This window comes from bacterium (Candidatus Blackallbacteria) CG13_big_fil_rev_8_21_14_2_50_49_14, assembly GCA_002783405.1.
Lineage (GTDB): Bacteria > Cyanobacteriota > Sericytochromatia > UBA7694 > UBA7694.
The window spans coordinates 1-24,347 of sequence record PFGG01000073.1; the positions used below are offsets into that span (position 1 = coordinate 1).

At 46.9% G+C, this 24,347-nt stretch carries 16 protein-coding genes and 1 tRNA gene; 3 read left to right on the top strand and 14 right to left on the bottom strand.

The window, feature by feature from the left end; translation table 11 throughout:
* Positions 1-50 precede the first annotated feature (50 nt).
* Positions 51-1,805 carry an ABC transporter ATP-binding protein gene (locus COW20_20470; protein PIW45309.1) on the bottom strand — a complete coding sequence of 585 codons (1,755 nt, stop codon included), beginning with the start codon at positions 1,803-1,805 and terminating at the stop codon, positions 51-53.
* A 117-nt stretch (positions 1,806-1,922) separates the two neighbouring features.
* Between COW20_20470 and COW20_20475 the strand changes: the two genes are divergently transcribed.
* Complete coding sequence (locus COW20_20475) at positions 1,923-2,288, top strand: 6-carboxytetrahydropterin synthase QueD (GenBank protein PIW45310.1); 366 nt, start codon at positions 1,923-1,925, stop codon at positions 2,286-2,288.
* Here the strand turns inward: COW20_20475 and COW20_20480 are convergent.
* Together COW20_20480 and COW20_20485 are read right to left on the bottom strand one after the other, a co-directional pair.
* On the bottom strand, positions 2,285-4,093 hold the full coding sequence (locus COW20_20480; protein PIW45311.1) for a hypothetical protein: 1,809 nt from the start codon (positions 4,091-4,093) through the stop codon (positions 2,285-2,287). The genes COW20_20475 and COW20_20480 overlap by 4 nt on opposite strands.
* On the bottom strand, positions 4,093-5,460 hold the full coding sequence (locus COW20_20485; protein ID PIW45312.1) for a Trk system potassium transporter TrkA: 1,368 nt from the start codon (positions 5,458-5,460) through the stop codon (positions 4,093-4,095). The genes COW20_20480 and COW20_20485 overlap by 1 nt, the downstream gene beginning before the upstream one ends.
* 124 nt (positions 5,461-5,584) lie before the next feature.
* On the opposite strand from COW20_20485, the gene COW20_20490 reads away from it, so the two are divergent.
* Entirely contained in the window at positions 5,585-7,093 is a 1,509-nt protein-coding gene (locus tag COW20_20490) for a potassium transporter (GenBank protein ID PIW45313.1), read from the top strand.
* A gap of 139 nt (positions 7,094-7,232) precedes the next feature.
* Here COW20_20490 and COW20_20495 read toward each other — a convergent pair whose 3' ends face one another.
* The 9 genes from COW20_20495 to COW20_20535 all read right to left on the bottom strand — a co-directional run bounded on the left by COW20_20495 (position 7,233) and on the right by COW20_20535 (position 16,783).
* A complete protein-coding gene (locus COW20_20495) occupies positions 7,233-9,266 on the bottom strand; it encodes a hypothetical protein (GenBank protein ID PIW45314.1) in 2,034 nt (677 codons plus the stop codon).
* Positions 9,267-11,399, bottom strand: coding sequence for a hypothetical protein (locus COW20_20500; GenBank protein PIW45315.1), 2,133 nt, complete (start codon positions 11,397-11,399; stop codon positions 9,267-9,269).
* A gap of 83 nt (positions 11,400-11,482) precedes the next feature.
* The gene (locus COW20_20505; protein PIW45316.1) at positions 11,483-12,313 is read right to left on the bottom strand and encodes an acyl-[acyl-carrier-protein]--UDP-N-acetylglucosamine O-acyltransferase; all 831 of its coding nucleotides are present in this window, start codon (positions 12,311-12,313) and stop codon (positions 11,483-11,485) included.
* The gene (fabZ, locus tag COW20_20510; GenBank protein PIW45387.1) at positions 12,300-12,740 is read right to left on the bottom strand and encodes a 3-hydroxyacyl-[acyl-carrier-protein] dehydratase FabZ; all 441 of its coding nucleotides are present in this window, start codon (positions 12,738-12,740) and stop codon (positions 12,300-12,302) included. The genes COW20_20505 and fabZ overlap by 14 nt, the downstream gene beginning before the upstream one ends.
* A gap of 33 nt (positions 12,741-12,773) precedes the next feature.
* Positions 12,774-13,592: a UDP-3-O-[3-hydroxymyristoyl] N-acetylglucosamine deacetylase gene (gene lpxC / locus COW20_20515; protein PIW45317.1), complete on the bottom strand. Its 819-nt coding sequence runs from the start codon at positions 13,590-13,592 to the stop codon at positions 12,774-12,776.
* Between the two features lie 17 nt (positions 13,593-13,609).
* Positions 13,610-13,683: transfer RNA gene (locus COW20_20520), tRNA-Pro, on the bottom strand.
* Between the two features lie 220 nt (positions 13,684-13,903).
* The gene (locus COW20_20525) at positions 13,904-15,019 is read right to left on the bottom strand and encodes a hypothetical protein (protein ID PIW45318.1); all 1,116 of its coding nucleotides are present in this window, start codon (positions 15,017-15,019) and stop codon (positions 13,904-13,906) included.
* An 8-nt stretch (positions 15,020-15,027) separates the two neighbouring features.
* A complete protein-coding gene (locus tag COW20_20530; GenBank protein PIW45319.1) occupies positions 15,028-15,924 on the bottom strand; it encodes a hypothetical protein in 897 nt (298 codons plus the stop codon).
* Positions 15,925-15,934: 10 nt separating this feature from the next.
* Positions 15,935-16,783, bottom strand: a complete 849-nt coding sequence (locus COW20_20535; protein ID PIW45320.1) for a hypothetical protein — start codon at positions 16,781-16,783, stop codon at positions 15,935-15,937.
* Between the two features lie 196 nt (positions 16,784-16,979).
* Between COW20_20535 and COW20_20540 the strand changes: the two genes are divergently transcribed.
* Complete coding sequence (locus COW20_20540; GenBank protein PIW45321.1) at positions 16,980-18,551, top strand: ATPase; 1,572 nt, start codon at positions 16,980-16,982, stop codon at positions 18,549-18,551.
* Positions 18,552-18,575: 24 nt separating this feature from the next.
* Here COW20_20540 and COW20_20545 read toward each other — a convergent pair whose 3' ends face one another.
* Positions 18,576-18,908 (bottom strand): hypothetical protein, encoded by a 333-nt coding sequence (locus COW20_20545; protein ID PIW45322.1) that lies wholly within the window; start codon positions 18,906-18,908, stop codon positions 18,576-18,578.
* Positions 18,890-24,199: a hypothetical protein gene (locus COW20_20550; GenBank protein PIW45323.1), complete on the bottom strand. Its 5,310-nt coding sequence runs from the start codon at positions 24,197-24,199 to the stop codon at positions 18,890-18,892. Before COW20_20550 ends, COW20_20545 begins: the two co-directional genes overlap by 19 nt.
* Between the last annotated feature and the right edge of the window lie 148 nt (positions 24,200-24,347).

Genomic DNA, 24,347 nt, shown 5'->3' on the forward strand with positions numbered 1-24,347 from the left:
TGTAGCGACTCAAGGGAACATCTCCTTTGGTTAGTTACAAGCTCTGGCCTTTAGGCCGGGGTCGTTGACGCGCCCCCCTCCATTTCAAAGGTTTGGGTACTGCGCTGAGATTGATAAATCTGCATATACTCAGAGGAGCTGCGCATTAACTCGGCATGGGTACCTTGCGCCAATAATTGCCCTTCCATCATCAGTAGAATTTGATCATAGTTTTGAATCGGTTCAATTTTCTGAGTAATTGAAACCAAAGTCAATTCAGGATAATTGCGTTTCAGATTCCCCAGAATCAGCTCCTCAGTCCGGGCGTCTACACGGGCCGTAAAATCATCCAAGAGCAAAATACGCGGATTTTGAGCCAAAGCCCGCGCCAATATCATCCGCTGCTTTTGTCCCCCCGAGAGATTCAAGCCGCGTTCAGAAACCTGGGTTTCCAAACCCTGGGGCAAACTGGAGATGAGTTGCGTTAGTTCGGCTGTTTCGATCGCTTTTTGCAGTTCTTGCTCACTGACCTGGCGGCTAAAGGCAATATTTTCGCGCAAACTCATATTAAACAGCGCACTGTCCTGAAAAACCATACCCACCTGTGGGTAAAGCGTTCCAGGTTCGATTTTCTGAAGGGGGATGCCATCATAAAGCACTTCACCAGACTCAGGCAGAAACAATCCTGTCAACAAGGCCAGTAAAGTAGATTTTCCAGCTGCGGTAGGGCCTAAAATAGCCGTACGGCTCCCCGCAGGCAAATCAAAGCTCAGGGGGTTCAAAATCTGACGCCCAGAATGGCTGAAACTGAGGTCACGCACGGCAAGTGCGCCTCTGAGTTCAGGTTGTTCCAAATCTGACCGCTGCTCCTGGCTAGAGTTCAAAAGACTTGAAATTCGAGCATAGGAGGCCGAAGAACGGGCAATTAAATTGCTCATAAATCCCAGCAGCATAATCGGAAAGATCAGCATGGCCAAATAGGCGTTAAAAGCCGCTAATTTTCCCAGACTTAAACTGCCAAGTATCGCAAAATGCCCCCCCAGCAGAAGAATGATCAGGCTGCCCAAACCTGAAATAAAACTAATCACAGGGATGAGGGAGGCAAAAAGACGCAAAATACGCAGGCTGTTGTTGCGAGCAGCATCGCTGGCCAGGTCAAAACGCGCTGTACTTGTAACCTCAGCATGCAGTACACGAATTTGGGGTGCCCCGACAATGCCTTCACGAATCACCCGATTCAAACGGTCAATGATCTCCTGGCTTTTACGAAACAAATGTCTCACCTTTGAAAAGACCAGATAAAAAACCAAAACAATCAAGGGAATCAGCGCTAAAATGGCCAAGCCCAATTGCCAGTGCAGACTTAAAAGCAACCCACTGGCCCCCACGATCAAGAGCAGCGAAGAAACCAAAGAGGAGATCGCCATGGAGACAAAGACTTTGATCGCATCAATATCTGAAGTCAAATGCGTCAACAGTTTTGAAGGGGTTATTTTTTGCAGCTCAGGATAGGATTGAATTGAAACGGCAAGTGAAAGTTTTTGGCGCAAATCAAAGGCCACCCGTTCAGAAGCATAAACCTGAATCAGGTTTTGAGCACTCGCCAGAAAAAAAATCAACAAAGAAACCCAAAGAAAAGGCAAGAGATGTTGGGATATCACAAATTTATCCTGAACCACGGCATCAATCGCCACTTGAATGAAGCGGGGCAGAACCAAATTCAGACCATTGCTGAAAACGGTCAGGGCAATCAGCAGCAAAACCAAGCCATAGTATGGTTTCAGTAAAGAGATGAGGCGATTGGAACGAGGAGGGTGGACTGGCATCGTTTCAGATGAACTTCTCATTAAACATGGGGGTATTCTAGGAAGAATACAGGGCCCATGTCAATCAAATAAGGGTATCCTCTCTCCTTCAGCAGCGGCCTGTGTTAAATTAGTTTTATGATTACAGTTGTACGCGAAGTCATTTCATCAACCGCCCATCAATTGCGCGGCGTTGGCTGTCCCGAGTCACGGGGCTGCCTCAATATGCATGGGCACAATTGGAAAATCCGGGTTAGCATGAGTGGCGCCACTCTCGATGAAAATGGCATGTTGATGGACTTTTCTCTCGTCAAACGCATCTTAATGGAATTTGACCACAGTTGTTTGAACGAGCACCCCTATTTTCAAACCCATAACCCCACCGCCGAAGAACTGGCCCGCTATTTTTTTGAAAAACTGAATCAGTTCCAAGCGGGAATTCGTTGCAATTGGGTGCGCATCTGGGAAACTGAAAATTGCATGGTCGAGTGGAACGCCGACTAAATCTGGTTTTGCTCTGAAGCCAAACAGTATTTTCGCCAGATCTCACGGTAAGCGGTTTCACGTTCACGGGCAAAAGCCACCCCGTCACAAAGCACAGATTGTTCAATTTGGGGCCTAAGGGATAGCCGCAAGGCTTTCAATTGTGCAGGATCCTGCGCCAAATTAACTGCCTTTTGCAAATAGGCTTGCGGGTTCTGGGCAACCCACTCCGAGAACCCCAAAGCAGTTAAGACACTCTGCCCTACCCGCCGTTCACCGGCCAAACTGATCACAGGGACCCCCATCCAAAGCGCTTCAAAACTGGTAAGTCCTCCATTATAGGGAAAGGGATCCAAAGCAATGTCAATCTGGCCATAAAACATGGGCAGATGCGGCTGTTCTGGCAGGGTACCCAAAAGCATCAACCGTTCGGGATTCAAGCCCTGCCGTAAAAACCAGGCCTGTAATTCCTGACAAAGCACAGGATCATCCAAAGCGAAGGTCTTTAAACACAGTCTGGACTGGGGAACTTGCTTCAGAATCTGGGCCCAGAGTTCAAGACAGCGCCCTGAAAGTTTATTGATGGAATTGGCAGAACCAAAGGTAATATAGCCCCTCTCAAAAACAGGTGGAAGACCTGATTCATAAGGTATTTCAGGCAAAGTCCAATGCAAAAAACAATCGCTTGGCCAGATTTTTTCGGGATACAGTTCGGCTATGTCTGGTGGTGTTAAAACCGGATCACTAAAAAGCCAGTCAGCCACCTTTAAACCTGAGGTAAAAGGTGGGTTTGAGCCCGAAATCAGTAAAAGTGGAACTGGTTTTCGTGCCAACACAGGCAAACGTCCAGGATTGGCCAGCCCACTCATATCCACCAACAGATCCAGTTGATCTTCTGACAAAAGCTTAAAAAGCGCCTCATCATCTAGGCTTGCAACTTCCTGCCAGGAATGAAAATACTCGCGCAGGGTTTCAGCCGTGACACTGGCCGTAGGACAATCGGCGTAGGCAAAATATTCAAACTTCTCACGGTTTTGATTTTGAAAGAGCAAAGCATGCAATTGATAAAAGGACTCGGAATGAAACTCATTGGAAAGATAGCCAATTCTCAATTTGCGTTCAGGATTGAGATCGCGATCTGGCAAGTTTTCAGGATAATGTTTTTCAGCATGTCGACGGGAAAAATCGCGAATCGCCCCCATCAGAGCAGGTGTATCGATTTCTTCACGACAAAAAAAACTAAAAATCTGCAGGCCTTCCAAACGGGGAATCCAAGTACTCAAATATTTTTGCGTTTCGGCATTCAAACCCAAATACCAGGCAGAGGTTTCCAAGTCCTCCTTTAAAAAAAGCTCAGCGGCCTGAATCACCGCCAGAGAATCACCACACAGGGTCAACTGCTCAACAATACGCTGTAGACAGGGTAAATAGTCCGGTTTCAATTTAAAAGCGCGCTGAAATACCTGTACAGCCTCGGTATGACGGTTGGTTTGGCGAAAAACTTCCCCCAATCGAAACCAAGCCTCAAAAAACTGAGGGTTCAATTCCAGGGCCGCCTGATAACACAAAATAGAAATCGGCCACTGTTGCAGGCCTTCCAGCATATAGCCCAAATTGTATTTCAAAGGGGCTGAGTTTTCGTGTTTTCGAGCCCCCTCCTGTAGAAGCTGAATCGCCTCTTGATATTCACCCATCTGAAAGAGGAGGTTTCCCAAGTTGATCCAATTTTCTTCCCGTTCAGGCGCACGCTGAAGGGTCTCTCGCAGGATAGCAAGCTGCTGGTTGGTCACAGGTATATCAGAAGTAGGAAAAGAAGCTGAAAACATTAGCCCAAACTCCGGGTACCCCGGCCTCCCTGAATCTGCAGAGACTTTTCGACTTTGCGAACGGCTTTGGCCAAGGTAAAGAGAATGACCCTGTCCCCCGGAATGATCATATCGTTTCCCTGGGGAATAATAATTTGATTTTCGCGAATAATCGCCGCGATGATGGCATCCTTTGGAAAATCCAGCTCTGCAATCGGACGGTTAACGATACTCGAGGTCGCCTGTGCCACCACTTCCATGGCTTCTGCCTCTGAGTCTCGCAAAGTTCCCACCGAAAGCACACTGCCGGCTCGAATAAAGCGCAACATCGCACTGGCGGCAGACAAACGGGGACTGATCACCGCATCAATCCCCACAGAGGTGGCAATGGGAATATATTCTGACTTGGTCACTGCACAAATAATCCGCCGGGTGCCCAAACGTTTGGCCAAAAGAGAAACGAGAATATTGGTCTGTTCATCGTCTGAAACAGCGACACAGACATCCATATCTTCGATATTTTCTTCAGTTAAAAAATCAATATGGGTGGGATCCCCGTGCAGAACCACTGTCTGATCCAGAGCTTCTGACAAAATATGACAGCGTTGAATGCTGGGCTCAATCAGCTTGACCTGAAGCCCTTCGCTTTCCAATTGGCGAGCCAATAGGGTTCCTATCATACTGCCGCCGATAATCATGACACGTTGAACTTCCTGGCCATCGGTATGAAAGAGCTTACTCAAATAGCCAATCTGGGAACGGGGAGCCACAGCATAGACCGTATCGCCAACGCGAAGCTGATCTTCACCCCGGGGAATCTGAACCCGTTCATCACGTAGAATGGCAGCCAAAAGCACAGAGGCTTCTCTTAAACCACTTAAATCCTTCAAGGGTCGGTGCAAGAGATCAGAGTCTTCATCGACCTTATAGCCCACCAACAATACTTTTCCCTGCTCAAAATCAAGTACCTCTGAAGCCCCTGGGGTATGAATCAATCTGACAATATGCTCAGCCGCTTCTTTTTCAGGGCTGATGGCCATATCGATACTCAGTTTATTTAAGATCGGAGGCGCCGTATATTCTGCATTGCGGATACGGGCAATCACACGGGGAATACTGAAATAAACACGCGAAACCACACAGGCCATCATATTGCCCTCATCGCTATCTGTTACAGCAATCAGGATATCGGCACGATCTGCACCCGCCCGACGCAACACATCCAAACTGCTGCCATCGCCATGCACGGTTTGCACATCCAGTTGTTCCTGCAAGGTTATCAACCGCTGTTCATTCCGATCGATGATAATGACGTCTTTGGCTTCACTGGAAAGTCCTTTGGCCAGATAGCGTCCGACTTCTCCCGCGCCGATAATCACAATCCGCATGCTTTATCCCCACGATTTTGGTGAGCGTATTGTAACACCCCTCAGATAGGGATAACAGTCTTCTGGACAGTGAGGAAGCAAGCATAGTACAGTGAGGGTCGTTGAATATTCCTGGAAAAACCCCATGGCACACTCTCGCAATTCATTTATCCTACACTGGCAAAGCGTTCTCTATGTAATTGGCTTGATTTTAGCTTTTAGCAGCCTCTCACTCTTCCTTCCCCTTGGTACCTCTATCTGGTACCAGGAATGGAAAGCCTTTTATGCGCTTTTGAGCAGCATGGGGGTCGGACTGACTTCAGGGGGCCTGCTTTATTTGCTGTTCAGAAAAAACTTCAATCCCCATTGTTTAAAACAAAGGGAAGCCTGTTTTATTGTGACCTTTGCCTGGCTGGGAATTGCAGGTTTGGGTGCTTTGCCCTATTTACTTGGTGGTGTATTCCCGCAGGCAGGAGGAAATTGGTTTTCGGCAATTACAGAAGCCTATTTTGAGGCCATGTCTGGTTTTACTACCACGGGTGCAAGCGTAATGACCGAAATTGAAATTTTCCCACGCAGTCTATTGCTTTGGCGGGCAGAAACGCAATGGTTGGGAGGTATGGGAATTATTCTTCTCTCTGTAGCCATTTTGCCCCTTTTGGGCGTGGGGGGGTTGCAACTTTTCAAAGCCGAAGTTCCGGGGGTTTCTGTCGACAAGGTCACTCCACGGATCAGCGAAACGGCGAAACATCTCTGGTTGGTTTATGCCGGCCTGACTGCGCTCGAGATCACCGCCCTGATGTTCGCTGGCATGGATTTCTACAATGCCGTCTGCCACTCTTTCACTACCCTCTCTACTGGCGGATTTTCACCCCAAAATATCTCCGTAGAACATTTTCACAGTGCCTGGGTCGATTGGATCATTACCGTGTTTATGATGTTGGGGGGAATGAACTTTGTACTGCTCTATAAAATCACCCGTAAACAATTCAAACCTGTTTTAAAAGATCCTGAATTCAGAGTCTACTCAGCCATTTCTGCTCTGGCCGTACTTTTATTGGTATTTAATCTGCTGCTCAGCGGAACCTATAGCAGCGCATCAGAAGCCTTCCGACACGGTGCCTTTCAAATGGCCAGTATAATGACCACCACGGGATTCAGTTCTGCCAATTGGGAAAATTGGCCTGTCTTTTCACAGGCCCTCCTGCTTACCCTGATGTTATTGGGAGGCATGGCCGGCTCAACAGCTGGCGGCTGTAAAACCGTTCGTTTGATCATTCTGATCAAATATACCTTGCGTGAATTGGCAATGATTATTCATCCCAGAGCCGTGATTTCGTTAAAGCTTTCAGGCCATCCCATCAGCAGAGATGTCATTCGCAGCGTCTTGGCTTTTTTCGCGATTTTCAATCTGATGATTCTCTTTTCAACTCTTACACTGGCTGCCATGGGAGTCGATCTGATCACTTCCATTTCCGCCGTGATCTCAAGTTTGGGCAATGTGGGGCCAGGCCTAGCCCGGGTCGGTGCTGCCCATAATTATCATCATTTGCCTGATTTGGCCAAGTGGCTGCTTGTCTTTTGCATGTTATTGGGAAGGCTTGAAATTTATACCGCCATCGTCTTGTTTATTCCCGATTTCTGGAAAAAATAAAATCAAGCAAAAAGCCCGACAGAGACGGGGGGGAGAAGTTCTGTCAGGCCTTTTGCTATCCCTTTTGGAGATATTTTGAGTATATTCAAATTGAGAACAAAATAGAATTATCTGGCTCACAGCAAAACTGTGATGCTGCTCAAATGGGAGCCTTCAAAATGGCTTTCAGATCAGCCACAGCCAGGCAAATGAACCCCTGGGGCAGGGGATTCCAAATCATCAGCGTCTCGCCTGAAATCTTCAAGCCTGAAGCCCGCAATTGTTCAAGGCTCAAGCGTTCAGGCAATTCCAGAGGCGCTTTCGGGGAAGCCACTAAAATCTTCCCCGTCAGATCCATTAAATAGGCAGCTTTAAGCGCCTTTAACGGGGTGGCCCCCAACCAATCCTGAAGCTTGGAAAAACGCAGATCGGCAAAGGCAGTCCCCAATACCTCTGTGCCTTTTAACCGCAAGACAAGACTCGCTCGAAGTCCTGCCTGTTCGGGCAAAACAGCCCATTGGATTTTCGTTTGCTTCAATTCAGAAATTTGGGGAGCCTGAATTTTTTCCAAGGATTCAGGGAAAACAATCGCCCTTCCTGTCTTCAAAATCCAACCCGCTCTGTACAAGGGCGTTTGGGGGCTGACCAGGCTCTCGGCAAAGGCTTGACCCCTGAGGAAAGGCTTTTGCGGAGCTGCACTTTCTGCCAAAGTTTGGGCCAAAAGAGGTTTTAAGCCCTCCAATACCCCTTGAGAGTTTTGTTCTGGAATATTTTCCAAGGCTGCAATTGCTGGAGCGGCAAAGCCCTCCAAGAGTGTTTCCTGGGCATAGAGTTTTCGACTGAGATTCTGACTGTGCCGGGCCCAGGTACTGAGAGCAGGTGCAAGCTGCCGCTCTCTGGCCTGGATTTGCAGCGTGGTCTGCTGCTGTTGATAAAAACTGAAACTTAAGCCCATCAGACAGAGAACCCCCAGCCCTACCGCCAAACTAAAACTGGTCAAGGGCCGGTTTCCAATCCAACGTAAAACCTTCTGAAAACGCGTATCAGGACGCGCCAAAACAGCCTCTCCACGCAAATAGCAACGCAAATCCTCAGCAAACTCACGCACAGAAGGGTAACGGTCGGAGGGCTTAAGGGCCGTGGCTTTTGCAAGAATAGCCAGCAATTCAGAGGGCAATTTTTCAGGAATCGGTTCCAATTCAGCCTGAAGCACTTTTTGCAAAAGTTCAAAGGAGTGCTTGGCTTGAAAAGCTGGGCGAAGTGTGAGAATCTCATATAAAATCAAACCCAATGAGAACTGATCGGTACGGCCATCCAATTCGTCATTGCGGGCAGCCGCCTGTTGTGGCGACATATACCGGGGCGTTCCCAAAACCTGCCCCATTTGCGTTCTTTCCAACAATGGCTCTCCCTGGTCTGGCGCAATTTTTTCAGCAAGTTCTTGATCCAATTCCTGATCCAGATCGCGAACCCTGCGGGCAATCCCCCAATCCATCACATACACCTCATGGTAAGGGCCAATCATAATATTCGCAGGTTTTAGATCGCGATGAATCACTCCCCGACTGTGGGCATAATCCAAGGCATCACAAACCTTCAGGAAATAATCAAGCAAACGTTCAGTGTTTTGCTTATTTTTTTCGGGTTTCAAACGCTCTTCACGGATACATTCCTTTAAGGTTTTGCCTTTAACCCATTTCATGGCATAAGCCAATTGCCCCTGAGGTTGAATCTCAAGGCTGTAAACTGGAACAATTGCAGGATGATCGAGTTGAGCCATGATTTGCGCTTCATTTAAAAACCTCGAAAGCACTTCGGGTTGTCCCAACCACTCTGAGCGCAGTTGTTTCACAGCCACCTGTCTGCGCAAATGGCGATCCTGCATGCTGAGAATTTGTCCCACAGAGCCCTCTCCAATCACACCCAAAGCCTGGTAGCGTTCCAAGCTTTGGTTTTCAAGCCCTTTGGCCTGTTCTGTCGCCTTCATTTCCAGGGTTTGATCTAAATTGCTCAATTCAAGTTGATCGGTTCCCCGTCTAAAGCTTGCCTGATCGACCAGTTTGCGCTCCTTTAACCACTCCAGAAATGCGGAAGTATCGCCCTTGGGGGTGTGGCGTAAAAAGTCAGCATAAAGGCTCTCTAACTGCTTCGCCAAAGCAAAAGGAAGTCTTTTGCGCAGATCTTCTAAGTCCACTTAGCTTCCCTCACCCAATAGTTGGATGCGATTGGCCCGAACCACATAGTTCCAGCCATTGGCCAGTCGCGTATAGACATAAAGGCTCCGGCCTTGATCCAGAACTTCAAACCCATGCTCTGATTTTAAGAGGGCCTTGCGAACACTTTCCACTTCAAAAAGAGGAAGCTTCAGGTCAGGAAAGATTTTGCCCGGAAAAGAACGGTTCTGTTGGCCCGAATGAACCACCACTCGCCCCTGCTCATCAACCAGATAAGCTTGTTCTACGGCAGGCACATCCGTCATTGAAAGCAAAGACTGAATCAAATAGTCAAAACGCATTTCCAAAGTCGCAGTCCCTAAAAACGCATGTTTTGAATTGAACAAGCCCTTTGAGACAGGCAAAATCAACCCCATTCCTGCCCCATCTATATAGGGATTTCCCCAATGCCGGCCCCATCGGTGATCTGCCAATTTATAGTAGGGGCGCGTACGCGGATCATAGTGCGGTTCATAATGCCCTTTGCCGGGATAATACACCAAAACACCTTCTTTTAAAACAACCGTCGCCCAAACCACTGCGCCCCCCTGCTCTGCAATCAATTGGCGCTGCAAAGCAGGATCTGTGGGCAGAGTATCCCCGGCACTGCGCAAAAACAAGCGCTTAAAACCCGTTCGCAAGGGAATGATTTGTTTGATTTTTTCCTCGACAGCATTTTCTTGAACATTCCAGGCAATCGCCCAGATCGGCCAGTCGATACTGGTCGGGCCGCGATAAAAAGAAGAAGCCTGCAAATCAGGGGGATGAAAATTTGAAGTCAGATAGTAAGGCTCTGAGCTGGGTTTCCCTGCTTCCAAATAATAGATGACGGTTTTAGACAGTCCTTCCAGCCAGGTTTCAATCTGAAGAAATTGGCTATCTATATTCTGGCTTTGCTGGTTGACCTGATTGAAAAAGGTATACAATTTTTCTTCACGCTGATGCGCTAATAACAACATCTGTCTGCGCTGAAAAAGCAAAGCCGTGCTGATGATTGCGCTTAAAGCAATCATCAGCACGACCCCGATCAGAATGGCTTTGCGTTGGCTATAAATCCAGCGCCCCGATTTTTGCAAAAATGTTTCAGGGGCCGCTAATACCGCTTCTCGGCGTTGATATCGGCGCAAATCCTCTGCGAATTCAGCGACAGAAGTATAGCGTTGGGCAGGTTCTAAGCGGGTAGCTTTCTCGAGGATAGCCTTCAGTGAAGGGCTGATTGGAAAGGGCGATTTTTTCAAGCTTTCACGTTGGGCCTGACGGGCCTGCGCAATCAGTGTCTCCAGCGTGTCGCCTGCATAGGCCGGCTTCAGGGTGAGCATTTCCTGCAAAATAAGTCCCAAGCTATAGAGATCAGAGCGGGGATCCGCTTTTGAGGGCTTTTCAGCGGCCTGTTCCGGCGAAAGATAGCGGGGTGTTCCCATGACGGGGGATTCCTGCGTGCTTTCCAAATCCAAGCCAGAAAGCGTCTTTGCACTTGAAGGTTGAGGTTCTGAGACCTGGAGGGTATCACACAAACAGGCCACCCCCCAATCCATGACATAGACCTCATGAAAAGGCCCGATCATGATATTGGCTGGCTTCAAATCCCGATGAACCACACCCCGACAATGGGCATAATCAACAGCATCACAGACCTTCAGAAAATGCTCTAGCAAAATGGGAAAGCTCAAGTCTGGAGGAAAGACCTGGCCTGTTTCACTGAGCTTACGTGCTCTTTGAAGCAGTGCTTTCAGGCTTTCTCCAACCACAGGTTTCATGGTATAGAAAACACCCTCGGGACTGTATTCCAACTGGTAAACCGGCACAATATAAGGGTGATTGAGTTGCGCTGTGATCTGGGCCTCATTGAGAAAGCGCTTAAGCGCCTGGGGTAGCAAGGACTTTTCCAAAGGCAAACGCTTAAGCGCTACCAGACGTTGCAAACGAAGCTCCTGGGCCAGCTGAATCTCGCCTTGGGGACTGCTCGTCAGCGTTTCCTTGATTTGATAAGGAGAATGAAGTCGCCAGGCTTCCTGAAGTTCTGCCATAGCAGAACTTCCCTGGGGCGGAAGCGTCTGCTCTAAAGAATCCAGTTCCGTTAACTCAATTTTTTCCTGGAAATCAATGCGTTCCACGAAGCTCCCCTGGTCTCTCTACCTGCGTTTGTCTAAACTCTCTCATCATAACAGATGACCGGCAAAAGCACCCGATCGCAGCCTTAAAAAGAAGTACGGTAATCCGGTTGCGTCAAGCCTACGAGCCCACGCTGAGAATGACGAATAAAGTCTAAAAACTCGTTAAGTTCCGGCAATCTGTCGATTTCGTCAAGCTGTTCCAAAGCATGCGCAACAGCCAGATTCTTTCGATAAATCAGTTGAAAAGCCTGTTTCAATTGCTGACGGCTCTGCGTTGAAAAGTTTTGGCGACGCAGGCCTACACTGTTTAAGCCATAGACTCGGGGGGGAGAGCCCACCGCCATCAGAAAGGGCGGCACATCCTGACAAACCCGTGACATCGCCCCGACCATACTTAAGCGGCCAATTCTGACAAATTGATGAATACCGCTCATGGCTCCAATCACAACATCATCCGCAATTTCCACATGCCCCCCCAAGGTTGCTCCATTCGCCAATACGATACGGTTCCCCAACTGACAGTCATGGGCCACATGCGCATAGGCCATGAAAAGATTTTCATCTCCAATTTGAGTAAAGGAGCCGGCTGCAGTGGCCCGATTGATGGTGACAAACTCACGAATCCGATTGCCACGCCCTATTTTTAACCAGCTGATATCCGATTCCCGATGTTTCAAATCCTGGGAAGGAGATCCCACCACGGCATAGGCTGAGACTCTGCAATCTTCCCCCAAAATAGTATAGTCGCCAATCACAGCATGGGCCGCAATTCTCGACCCGGCACCAATCTGGCTTTCCCTGCCAATCACAGCAAAAGGCCCAATCTCCACATCTGGTGCAAGCCGTGCGCTGGGATCAATCACAGCGCTGGGATGAATATGCGCAGAAATCCTGGTCACTTCAGGGAACAGCATCGTAATCACTCAGGCAAAAAAGCAGTTCACCCTCTGAGACCCCTTGGCCCTCCACAGAGGCAAGTGTTTTAATTTTTCCCATATTGCCATGAATTTTCAAAATTTCGGCTTCAAGACGCAATTGATCACCTGGCATCACAGGACGGCGAAAGCGTACCTTATCAACCCCCGTCAACAAAGCCAGTTTTTCGCCAGGGGGTGCAAGCTGTAAAAGTAAAACACCTCCCAATTGCGCCATGGCTTCAATAATCAAGACACCGGGCATGATCGGATGTTTTGGAAAATGTCCTTGAAAAAAAGGTTCGTTGGCACTGACATTTTTTATTCCTACAGCCCGTTTTCCCGTTTCACAGGAAATCACCCGATCGAGCAATAAAAAGGGGTAGCGGTGCGGCAAAATACGCTGAATCTCTAAGATATTCAGCACAGGTAAATTTTGGGATGCTTGTTCTTCCACGTTTCAACTTCCAGACCAAAGTTTCACCATTGTAACATGGGCCTGATGCCCTGTCCGAAAGGCTTCAATCCTTGCCAGAGGAAATTCACCAGCCAATACCAAATCACCCAACAAATCTAAGATTTTATGACGGACGGGTTCATTTTGAAAACGCCAATCGGGCTGAGAAATCTGCTCTTCAATCACCAGGGCATTCTCCTGGCTTCCACCCTGGGCCAAACCTGCCTGCCAAAGCGCTTCGACTTCCCGCCTGTAAACAAAGGTTCGGGCAGGCGCAATTTTTTGCTGAAAGGCAAGCGGTTCAAATTCAAAGTCATAGCTTTGCTGAAGAGCTGGAGGCCCCGCATAATCCACGGTATAGTGAAGACTCAATTTTTCAGCAGGCTGCCAACGGATCCAAGCCTCTTGATGGCCCCACTGGCCTGCCTTGGGCTGAAAAACAGCCCGTAAACTGGGAAGTTGCTTGCGTCCCACCTGAATAAACCGCTCAAGAAAAGGTTGCGCGCTTCCGTCCAAAATCGGAACTTCGCTCCCTTCCAAGACCAGTAAAGCACTTGAGATACCAGCCCCCCAAAGTGCAGCCAAAAGGTGTTCCACGGTTTGAATCTGAAAATCCGGAAAAGCAAGACAGGTACAATATTGAGTTGAGGTGACCTGAGAAACAGAGATACGCTGAGGTTTGTTTTCAGATAGAACAAAAATTCCTGGCGTTTGTGAAGGCAATACCCGAAGTTTAGAAAACTGACCAGAATGAAGCCCCAGGCCAGAAAATTCACATTCAGCGGCCAAGGTCCAATCAAATTGAAAATCAGGGGAAAGCATATAAATCCATTAAAAAATCGGGATGACAGGATTCGAACCTGCGACCCCCTCGTCCCAAGCGAGGTGCGCTACCAAGCTGCGCTACATCCCGAACTGTTTTTTAGTTTAACATACTCCCATCAGATGCTACAGGGGATTTAAATTCAGCTTTGCAATTCTAAGCTGCTTTGAATAAGACAGCGGTCATCTGATATCCTTCAGCAAAATGCTACTCAGGTAGATATTTTCTGATTTTCGAGCGGTTCATCTCTTGGTCATTGCGGGATTGCCCTTCCGTCAGATTTTGAACCCGAACGGTGGGCTGATAATAATTATTTCCTCCATTTTTTTTCAGTTCTTAATCTCTCCACATCCTGATAGGCAATATAACCATCGGTAAGTGAGCGCATGACCAACCCCTGACTTTGTGCTTGAAAAGACTCTGCCTGAAACTCAAGTTCGGGATAAAAGAATTGCAAAAGACAGCCCATTTCATCAAACCCCAAGAGACGCCGCGCCGATAAACTGCCTGTCATACGCGGGCTGAACTCAAAGACCTTCCATTTTCCCTCTTTGTCTTGCTTGGCCTGAAGATTAAAGGAACCTCTCCAACCCTGATCACGAAAAACCTGGGCAGATTTTCGTCCCAAAGATAGCAGCGAGTTGTCTAAACAGCGTTCAATTTTCTCTACTCTCCCCAGCACCATTTGAGCCCGAATCGCAAATTCTGGCCCCAATTCACCGGCAGGTGAAATCACGGTTTGATAAGCATATTGATTTTCGTCGGGAATTTGAAAAAACAAGGGCATCGCCCATTGATAGGCAGAAACAAAATCGGAAAGATCAGCAGGAGGATCTAAATAAGGTTGCAACAGAAGTGGTTCTTGCGCCTGTTTTAAAACTTGAAGCTGTGTTTGCTCTGTAATAATATAGACGCCATGGGAGCCAAAACCCTCCAAGGGTTTAAGAATCAAAGGAAAACCCTCTGTTTCGACAAATTTTTCCAGGGCAGACCAGGAGAAATCAGGCTCAAGACTGAACGAGGGCACAAAATCCAGGCTATATAACTGCGAAAATTGAAAGCTTTTGAGTTTACTCTGCATTATTTCAACACAGGCAGAAGTCCCATAGGGAATTTTATCAGCCAAATCCGCCCGTGCTTCCTTTAATCGGGTTAAAAAAAGCACATCGTCATCCCGCCCAGCGAGGATCAGATCGGGGCTCTCAAACTCGAAGATCTGCATAAAATGGTCAAAAAAGGCTGGGTCCTGAAGCACGGGCACCAGATAGGTGAGATCCGCTCGAAAATTGCGTGGATTTTCAGCAACGCTGTTCAGTCCAATGATACGCAGACCGTCACGGCGACCCTCCAGTGTATCCAGCATATTCTGCCCCAAGAGACTGCCCATACTTGTCAACAAAATTGAAAATGGTTTCTTTTCAGGCATCTGAGAGGTCATCCATTGGCCATAGAAATAAAATCAGCATAACCCAAACGCAAATAGAGTTCCCTTTGCGGGTCGTCGATGGGGTCACGGCCATGCAAAAAACGGGTATTGTCCACGGCGAGAAAATCTCCTTTTTGCCAATCTATTTTCAATTGCAATTGTCTTGCCTGGGCCTGAATCGTCAAAACCCAATTCTCAGGCAGCGCTTCACCATTGGTCAAAGCGACTCTGGCACGGGTGAGATCAGGCGTTTGAAGCTGGCGCAAGGCAAAAGGCAGGAGATTGTTGACAAAAAAATAGCGTCCAGCTCTTTTTTGCAGGGCAGGACTTTGAAAACGCGTAAGTACATCTCCCCCCTCCACTTCGCAGAGGTCGATCCCCCGTTGATTACAAAATTTTGCAACTTCAGCCAGTTCTTCTGTACGATAAAGCTTTTGCCACACTTCAGACGTGTGCTGCCGGGTATAAACCAGGTCTTGGGCCAGCAAGCCCGCCTGAATTTCAAACGGCAGAGACTCATAGAGCAGCCCGCCATCACACAGAAAGGTCTGGCCCTTTTCTTCAGCAGGCTGGGCACAATAAAACCAGAGCAAAGTCGGGGGCTGCTTAAAATGAAAATAACCTTCCCCATGCAAGGGCAACGCAAAACCTTGACGCTTTCCAGTTACGTGAAACAAATTGTCGAAGTCTGCGACAGGTGTTCGGTTAAAATTTGCCCCAATGGCTCCCATGCCCTGCTCAGAAGACAGGGCCAAAAAGCGATCGCTCATGCGCGCTGAAAAACGCAGAAAATCTTCAAGCTTTTGCTGAGAACCCCGAAAGAGCAAAGCGCCCTTTTCAAGCAAATCTGCTTGAAAGCGCATGACACTGAACGATTCCAAATCAAAATCCTGATAAACCTGCACCTGCTTGAACCTATTCTGTACTGGGGTCAATGATACTGGGCCCGATCAGCGACTCCAAGGGTCTTTTGCTGGATACTATCAAAATTTGATTGTGTCGGTCAAAGAGTATCAAGCCTCTGTTTTCAGGGGTGATCGCTTGGTAGGCAAACTTTCCTGTTTCAAAAAAGCGCTGCATGCCATCTGACCAACTGTAGCGGTGACCTGCCACATAATAATTGCTAAAACCTGCAGCTTCCAATTGATCCAAGATCATGCCCCGGGTGATGCCGGGCGTGAATTTTTCAAGATAGACATTGGGATGCAGTTCCAAGAACAAAAATTCTAAACTGTCTTGCAGAATGGTTTTCATCCCCTGCAAAACTTTGCCTTCAAAACCATGAATATCCATTTTGATCACATTCGGGCTTAAGTTCAGTCGTTGACAAAGCTGATCCAAACTTTCAGACTGAATCTCTTGGCCACCTGGATTGCCAATCGCGGAAACACTGTTATTTAAAATTCGCAGGGTTTCTACTTTATCTGAAAGCGCACTGTGAAGGATTTCAACATTCTGGAGTTGATTGAGTTCAAGGCCTTGTTTCAAAATTTCAATATGTTCAGGATTGCTTTCTATGGCGTAAACTTTTCTGTTTGGCCCCAATAATTTTGCTGGCCAAAAAGTAAAATAGCCAATAAAAGCACCCAAATCGAAGTAAACAGGCTCAGAAATCTCCAAAAGCACTATTTTTAAGAGTGCTGAGAGCACGGCTTCATACTCATACCCCGCTCGATCACGATACACCTGTTTAAACTTCTGTACATAGGGGTTTTCATCAGGGGTTACCACTTGAAAGTGCTGTCCTTGCACTTCTAAGGCCATGGTCGCTAAAGTCACCGTTTATCACCTCTTCATCGGGGTTCAGATTCAATCCGTGGTTCCAATCAAACCAAAGGATAGATCTGGCACTGAGTAAAGCATACCAAATCGGGGAGTCAAGGTGCCTGCAAAAGAAAACAGAACCTGCTACTACAGGAAAAACCAGTATTTGGGCTATACTGAAAGAACAGGAGCAGGCATGGACAATACAATCCGCTATTTTCAAAAGGTTTCAAAATCCCCTACAAATCCCCATCTTCAAACTGAGCGTAAAGAAGGCGCTCCTTTTTATGAGGGTCTCGGCAATCCCCCGATCACGGCCCCCGTTGCTTTGGGTTTGGCAGAAAAACTGAGGCAAGCCTATTTTTGGATTGTCAACCATGCGATTATCAGCCCCTATTACGATATTGAATACCACGATGGCCCCCGCAAAAGCTTCTCCTTTGGCGATCAATGGCTTCATCTCCCTTCAGATCAAAGTTATTCCAGCTTTGTACTTTTGCCCTTGCTCAATTTTGCGGTCAGGCGCAAATGCCTGCTGATTGGAGGGCCTGGCCGAGGAAAAACAGCAAGTGCTGTCTTAATGGGAGTTTTAGCGGGCTACCCCGTACAGGAGGTACGTCGCGCAATTCAACACGGGCAACCCCAAATGACCATCGCCGATCTCTTGGGCAACCCCTTGCCTGCCCATTTGATCGAAGCCCGAAATATGGATGAAATTCAGATTGCCTGGCGTAAATGGCTGGGCATGCGGGTCAAAATTATCGATGAGTACAATCGAATTCCCACCCGTACCCAATCAGCCCTATTAACCGTGATGGGGGACAATTACGCTGAAGTTTTTGATCAAATCTATGAATGTCCTGAATCGGCCTGGTTTCTAACAGCCAATGCAGAAGAAGGCGGCGGCACCTACCAAGTTATCGAAGCCTTGCGCGACCGCATCGATATTGTCGTCAAAACCCTGCATTTCAGCAGCCGTTTTTTGGGGGATTTAATACTCAGAGTAGAAAATGATATTCTCCCTGAAGAAGTCGTCCCCTCTGAAATCATTTTCTCAAATCAGGAAATGGATCAACTCTATCAGCAGGTACTTCAGGTTTCGATTCCTTATCAGGTACAACGCCGAATTGAATTTTTCGCCAGTCAGTTTGAATACTGTGGCCCAGCAGGCGAGCAATTTGAATATAAAACAAAAGACACGCTCCGTCTTTCTGCCCTGGATCCCCGCTACCTGCTGGCCCAGGAAATTCACCCCGACCCCCTTTTGGCTTTGGGTGCGCAAACCTTGAATGGTTTGTCTGTCAGGGCCCTTTTGACCCTGATCCTCTTTTGCAAAGCCATGGCCTGGTTCCGAGGCAATTCAGAGGTCGAATTGGAAGATGTTCGCCAGATACTGCCCTTTGTACTTCATGACAAACTCATTCAAAACCCAGAAGCTTTGTTTTTTGAACAACCCGGACACCAGGTCTACCGCGTAGACAAAATCAGCTGGTTGCGGAAACTGTTTGACTTGGCCTGTTTGGCCTATGATCGCCAAGAATTGGAAACCAATGATCCTGTCGCCAGACTTTCGGCAGCTTTTGCTCAAGGTTTGGAGGGCGTTACCGATCCAGAGGTGCGCCAACGCATGCATGAAATCGAAATCCTGCTTGAATCCTTCAGCCAAGCGGGCCCTCTGTCTGCCTCGACCTATGAGGATGCCATCAAATTAAAATATTTACACCAACGCTATACCAACTATCTCAAATGGTTGCAGTGGAAGACATAAGCCTCCCACTGCCAGCGATCGCGATTAGTTTTCCAAAGCCAATTTCAAATCCCGATAGGTATTTTTTCCTGTTTGGTCGAGATGGGCATAATCTATTTTTGCCAAATCAAACCTTGCATTGCCCCTGTGCCCCTGGGCCATTTCCGCCACCGCACGCTCGAGAAGCAAGTGATCAGGAACAGCTTGATTGGCCTTTTCAAGTGCAGTGATTTGTATTTCCATCTGATCGGATTTAAGCTTTGCCTTGAGCAGGTCCAATTCTTTTTGAACTTGCTCTGAACGCGGCGATGCTTCGATCAGGAGAATTTGTGCCTGTACTTGCTGATGGTTACGGCAATTCAAATAGGTTGTTGCCAATTCAAATAGGTTGTTGCCAATTCAAGGTGTAATTCCTGAGAAACAGGTTCACGCTTGTCTTCCAGTTCTTTGACCTGATCACGCAATTTCAAAAGCTTGTCTCCCGTACTGGTCAGTACCGCTTTGACAGCCGAAGCACGCAATTGCTCATTGGGTGCGCCATGAAAGGCTTCCAACATCATTTCATTCAATTTAATAAAATGCGCTTGGAAATTTTTAAGGGTTTCTTCGCTTTCAAGGCCAGGATTAAAACGGAACTTCGATCCCCCAATCAGAGAAATATTGGAGTGGGGAAAGCCAAAGCTTGCACGGTTTGAAAGTGGGAAATCCTCTGGTTTTTCACGGTTTCTCCGTATCAGATTGGCCTGCAATTGTTGCAGGAAATCATTTGCGCCCTGGCTGTCTACCTCATAGAGTGGGCAGCTTAAATCCAGGAAAACGGCAGAAGGATCCGTATTCGCCGCAATTTTCAAGAGCGCATTTGGATTGGACATATCGTCACCCGAAGCATGGTACATGGCTTTGGGGAAAGCCAAGGGTGAGCCAGAATCCGGATTGGCCATATTGCTGGCAGCTTTCATAATACCTGAGCGATAGGCATTCAATTCTTTTTGCGCATATTTCTCAAAATGACTGAAGCCCTGAATATTCATATCAGACAGGTGATCTTCACGGCCTTCAGAGGATTGCATCTGGGTATTAAAGGCTTTAAAATCCTTGCCATTATTAATCACGGACATCACGCCCCCATTAAAATTATCCATGCCCAACATATCGAATTTTTGCGCGCTGCGGTAGAAGACAATATTTAATTTGCCTTCTGAAATCCGCTTCTCATTGTGTTTTAAAAAGTCTTTGAACTCCTGCCCATCTGTCTTGGCAATCGTATTGTCGATTGCCACGGTAAAGTGGTCAGACACCATCTCTTCAGCAAAGAGTTTATCCACTTGCTCAGTCAGATTTTCCATATGGTAACTGGTTTTACTATAGGAAATATTGTGGTGAAATTCACAGAGATAAAGATCCAGTTTTTCGCTGTTCAGTTTCGTTTTCATGCTCTGAGCGGTTTCATCTACCTTATCGCCATCCAAACTGAAAAGGGTATGTTCACGGTTGCCTAAGGTACTGTGTTCTTTGTCCCCAGTGATCACAAAGGCCGACTCATAATAGGTATCATTTTGAACGGCAATATTGAGTTTGCCAGTTCCTTTTAAACTTTCTACCCCTGTAAAGACAGTCGCCAGCCCGCGCATGCCTGAATTTTTCAGATAGAATTCGGGTTGAATTTCCGGGTTAAACTCAGAGGGCATCAAATCTGTATTTTTACGCATCATCGCATTGAAATCTTCAAGCTGATGGGGTTGGGCAATCGCAAGCAATGTAGAAATTTCCTCATGAATCAATTGAATATGATCCAAAACCTGATTGAAATGATCCTTGTTTGCCGTGATCTGCTCCATGGAGGAAAGAATGCGATTGGCCGACAGCTGATACAGATCTCCCAAACCTTTTTCCTGAAAAACCCGTTGAAGATCCGTTTCATTTAAGCCCTTCAATAAACTGGCGGTAGCCGAGGGCAAAATTTGTAGATAGGGTTTATTTTCAGTTTTAAGATTTTCAAAGCTCTTAAAGGTAGCGTGATTCAGTAAATCATCAAACTTGGAGATTTTTTCCAATTTTCCAGAAGTATCTGGAAACTGAATGCCTGCCCCCGAAATTTCCATACTGCCCATGATGCTGTCGAGGTCACTGAGTTGAATCCAATTTTCAAGCATCTGCTGGGGTCCAACAGTAAACCCGCTGTGATAAACCAGGTTTTTAAATTCTGTACTGGCATCAGAACTCAATTTACGCTCTTCAGGTTGCAAACTGCTAAAATCAGTGTCCAAAGGTGCTGTATATAAAACACTTTGATTGCCAATATTCAAAGTGCCTCCCAAGACCACACGCTCATTTAAGTCTTGTTTCATTTTCAAATAATCGGGGCTTTCAAGCACCGTTTTGCGAATTTCTTTCTCATCCCGCTGATCTTCAGGATGAGCCTGCTTATATTGGTCCAAAGCAACTTCTTCAGCCGTACTGGAAATGACATCACTTACAAACTGGCGAGAGGTGGCAATATAGTCTTTGACAAAATTCTCATCCTGACTGCCCCCTTTGAAATTATGGGCCAGAATGGGGGAGATATCCACAAAGAAAGAGCTCTTATCATCTCCTGAGACAACTGTTTTGACAAGGTTTTTCAGTAATTTCCCCTGATCGTCACTCGAAATTTTCGGGTCAAAGGCATCCACCACCTGATGATGACCGGTCATGCGCAAATCACGCTTCAAAACTTCGAGCACCCGGTTGTCTGTAACCGCCTGAATATTTTCAGCATGTACGCCCAAGTGCTGGGCCAAAGTCTCACGGTATTTTTTTACCAAAGGATTGCCATTGGCACGGTGATAATCTGTCAGGGGTTTCTGCAAGGGGGTGGTCTGCACGCCTAAGTCTTTCGGGTTGGGAATACTGGCAAAACGGGTAAGGTAACTCAAAGCCCGCAGGGTGAGTTGATCCCGGGTCGCTCTATCATCCTGGGGCACTTGGGCCAGAGAATGGCGGATAATTTCAAGATTCAAGGCCCATTCACGGTTTTGAGGTTGCCCTCCCTGAACTTGAACAGCCTGAAAAAACTCATGCACTTTGCCTTTTTCTAAGGAGGCTCCTTTCACTTGTGACAATACATCTTTTAAACCCTGATTGACTTCAAATTTTGGAGCCGGTTTGGTTTCACCCAAACGGGTGATTCCCATTTCTCCACCACGCACCTGAACCTCAGAAAAAATCTGCAATAAAGATTTGGGCGCTTTGGGATTCATTTCCGCCAAGGCCTGGCTGTAATAGGCTAGATTGCTTCCCACCAATTTGGAAAGATTGCGTAAATCAGAGCCTGTTAAGGGTTGATCCAGACTCAATAATTCTTGAAATTGTTGATTCACTTCGTTTCTTTGCTGACAATCATCAGCAATATCCTGCAAAATATACTCCATAAAGAAGTTCTCCATGCGATCTTCCTGTCGCCGCAGATTCAATTGCTTCAAGAGTTCTTGAGCCGCCTCTTTTTGAGCAAGCGGATCAGAAATATTTTTCACAGCGTCTAATTGCTTAAAGAACGCTGGACTGAGGCGGTTTTGGATTTCTTGAAACGCTTTGACATGATGGCCTTCATTCAATCCCTGAGGTCTGGCTTTTTCTTTTAAATTATTATGAAAATCCTCAAACCGACCAAACTCAGGCTCAATCATTTTCATATCCAAAACAGGTTCATAGGCTTTTAAAGCCACAGCTTCAGAACGCTCTAAAATCCGAGTTTCAATTTCATGCTCATTGACCGGGATATTCTTGAGGGCCTTGCAGAGCAAGTCCTGCGCAGGGTGGGCCTGAAGCTTTTCAAAAAGGGCTTTCAGCTCCACTTGATCTTTCAGCAATTCAGGACGGTTTAAACGCAAAGCCTCATCAAGCAGCATGACCTTTGCCATATCTGGTAAATTTCGAGAATCGAGAATCGCATCAAACTTCAAGCTGGGAGTTGCTTTCAAATCTTGAATGATCGTGTCCTTTTGAGGATGGGCCTGAATTTCAAAATACAGACGCGCCAAAGGCGGAACCGCTGGCGAAATATTTTGAGACTTCATCTCTTCCAATAGGGCATGCAGTTTCGGCGCACTTTCTTTTAAGCCCTCATCTGAACCTGTCACCAAAGCCTTAAAGAGCAGGTTGAACATCTTTTGAGCGTCATTGCCCTCTAAGATTTCAGTATTTAAACCTTCACTTTTGATGCTTTGAAGGAAGGTGTTGCGCAGATCCACTGAAGTCAATAGATTGGGGCCAGCATGTTTATCCGTTAAAACTTCATGCAAATTTTTGCAGGCCGTCAAATCCAGTTGGGTCGTTCCATTTCCCAAAATTTGGACATCGAGATCCGTCCGGTTTTTTAAAACAGAAATCAGCTCTACGGCCGTATGCGTCGTTTTTAAACGGGTTAAGGCTTCGTTTAAAACCCCCATTTTTGCAGCTTGATAGATATGCGTAGACTTCACTTCGGGTCGTTGCAAGAGTGCGCGATCAGGTTTATCCGTCAAATTCCGCGCGTTGTTCATGATAAAATGCACGACCAAATCCGGGTGGCCGACACCCGCTTTATAGAGTTCCGCCAGCAATTGACCGCGCAAGGCATGTGGCATCACTTTGAGGCCATCTCGCCCCAAAACCTTGTGAAAAAAATGTTCAAATCCCTCATTGCTGTCTAGATTCCATTTCGTATGGTTCGTGATTTTCGCAACCAAGCGCGAGACATCTCCAGGTGTTTTGACCTGAAATTGATCCAGTTCAAGGTAAAAAGCATTGTCTTTGGCTTCTTGAACTGTTTTTGAGGTAGGCAAGGGATCGCGGCTTAATAATTCCATACCAGAGACAGGAAATGCCGGGGATCTTAAGAGCAAATCCAAACGTTGCGTCTGGGTTTGAATTTGATGAATCTGGTCCTGAAGCTTCAAATAGCTCTCCAAGGCAAACTTTTGCCCCGAACGTGCATTGGCAGGCAAACTCACCAGGAGTTCCTCGCGCACACTGTTGATTTTCTGTCTCAGGGTTGCAATGCGATCAGTCAAAGCGCTGAGATCTTCACCACGGGCAAAAGCCTGTCCCAATGCCAGGTTTAATTTGCTTAACTCCTGCTCATAGCCATTGATTTTTTCAATGGATGGCTGACATTCAGGAAGCTTTGACAACAGGCTTTTATGGGCCTGAAACTCATTCTGCAAATGGTGCATCTGCCCTGTAAAATGGGCGTGAATAGTTTGCAATTCAGCTTTGTTCTGGTTGCGGAACAATTTAATTGAATTTTCGCGCAGATGGGGATCTGAAGTCGTATCGAGCTGGCTCAAAGCTTGAAGTCGAACTTCCAGTGGTTGGCTGGTATCTTTTGAGATCTGCATCAATTGTTCGTTGCTGGGTTTCGGTGCCAGCTCTGAGGACAGGTTTTCATGCAGAAGAATATCGGGAAGTATTTTTGCTGTTTTCAATATTTCACTGGGACTTTTTTCTAAAATTGACGATTGCAGGCTCTGTAAATCCTGTTCAGTGGCGACGTGGTTTGAAGACTTAAGATCTTGAAAGGCTTCAGGTTTGGAAACAGGTTGGCTATCTTGGGGAGATTCAGAGATTTCTTTTTGAATCGGTGTCGTTATGGGGGCAGTGGTGGTAAGGGGTTGAACAGGCAGATGTCCCGAAGTTCTCAAATCGCTCATAGGGAGGCTCCTTGTAAATAAATGGATTTGAATCTGAAAGGCTGAAGAGTGTATTTTATTCAATTGAAAATTATACTACACCCATTTCGCGCTTTCGTCAATCATTACGCTTTGCTGATGCGCTGCATTTTCAATTCAGAAAACTGAA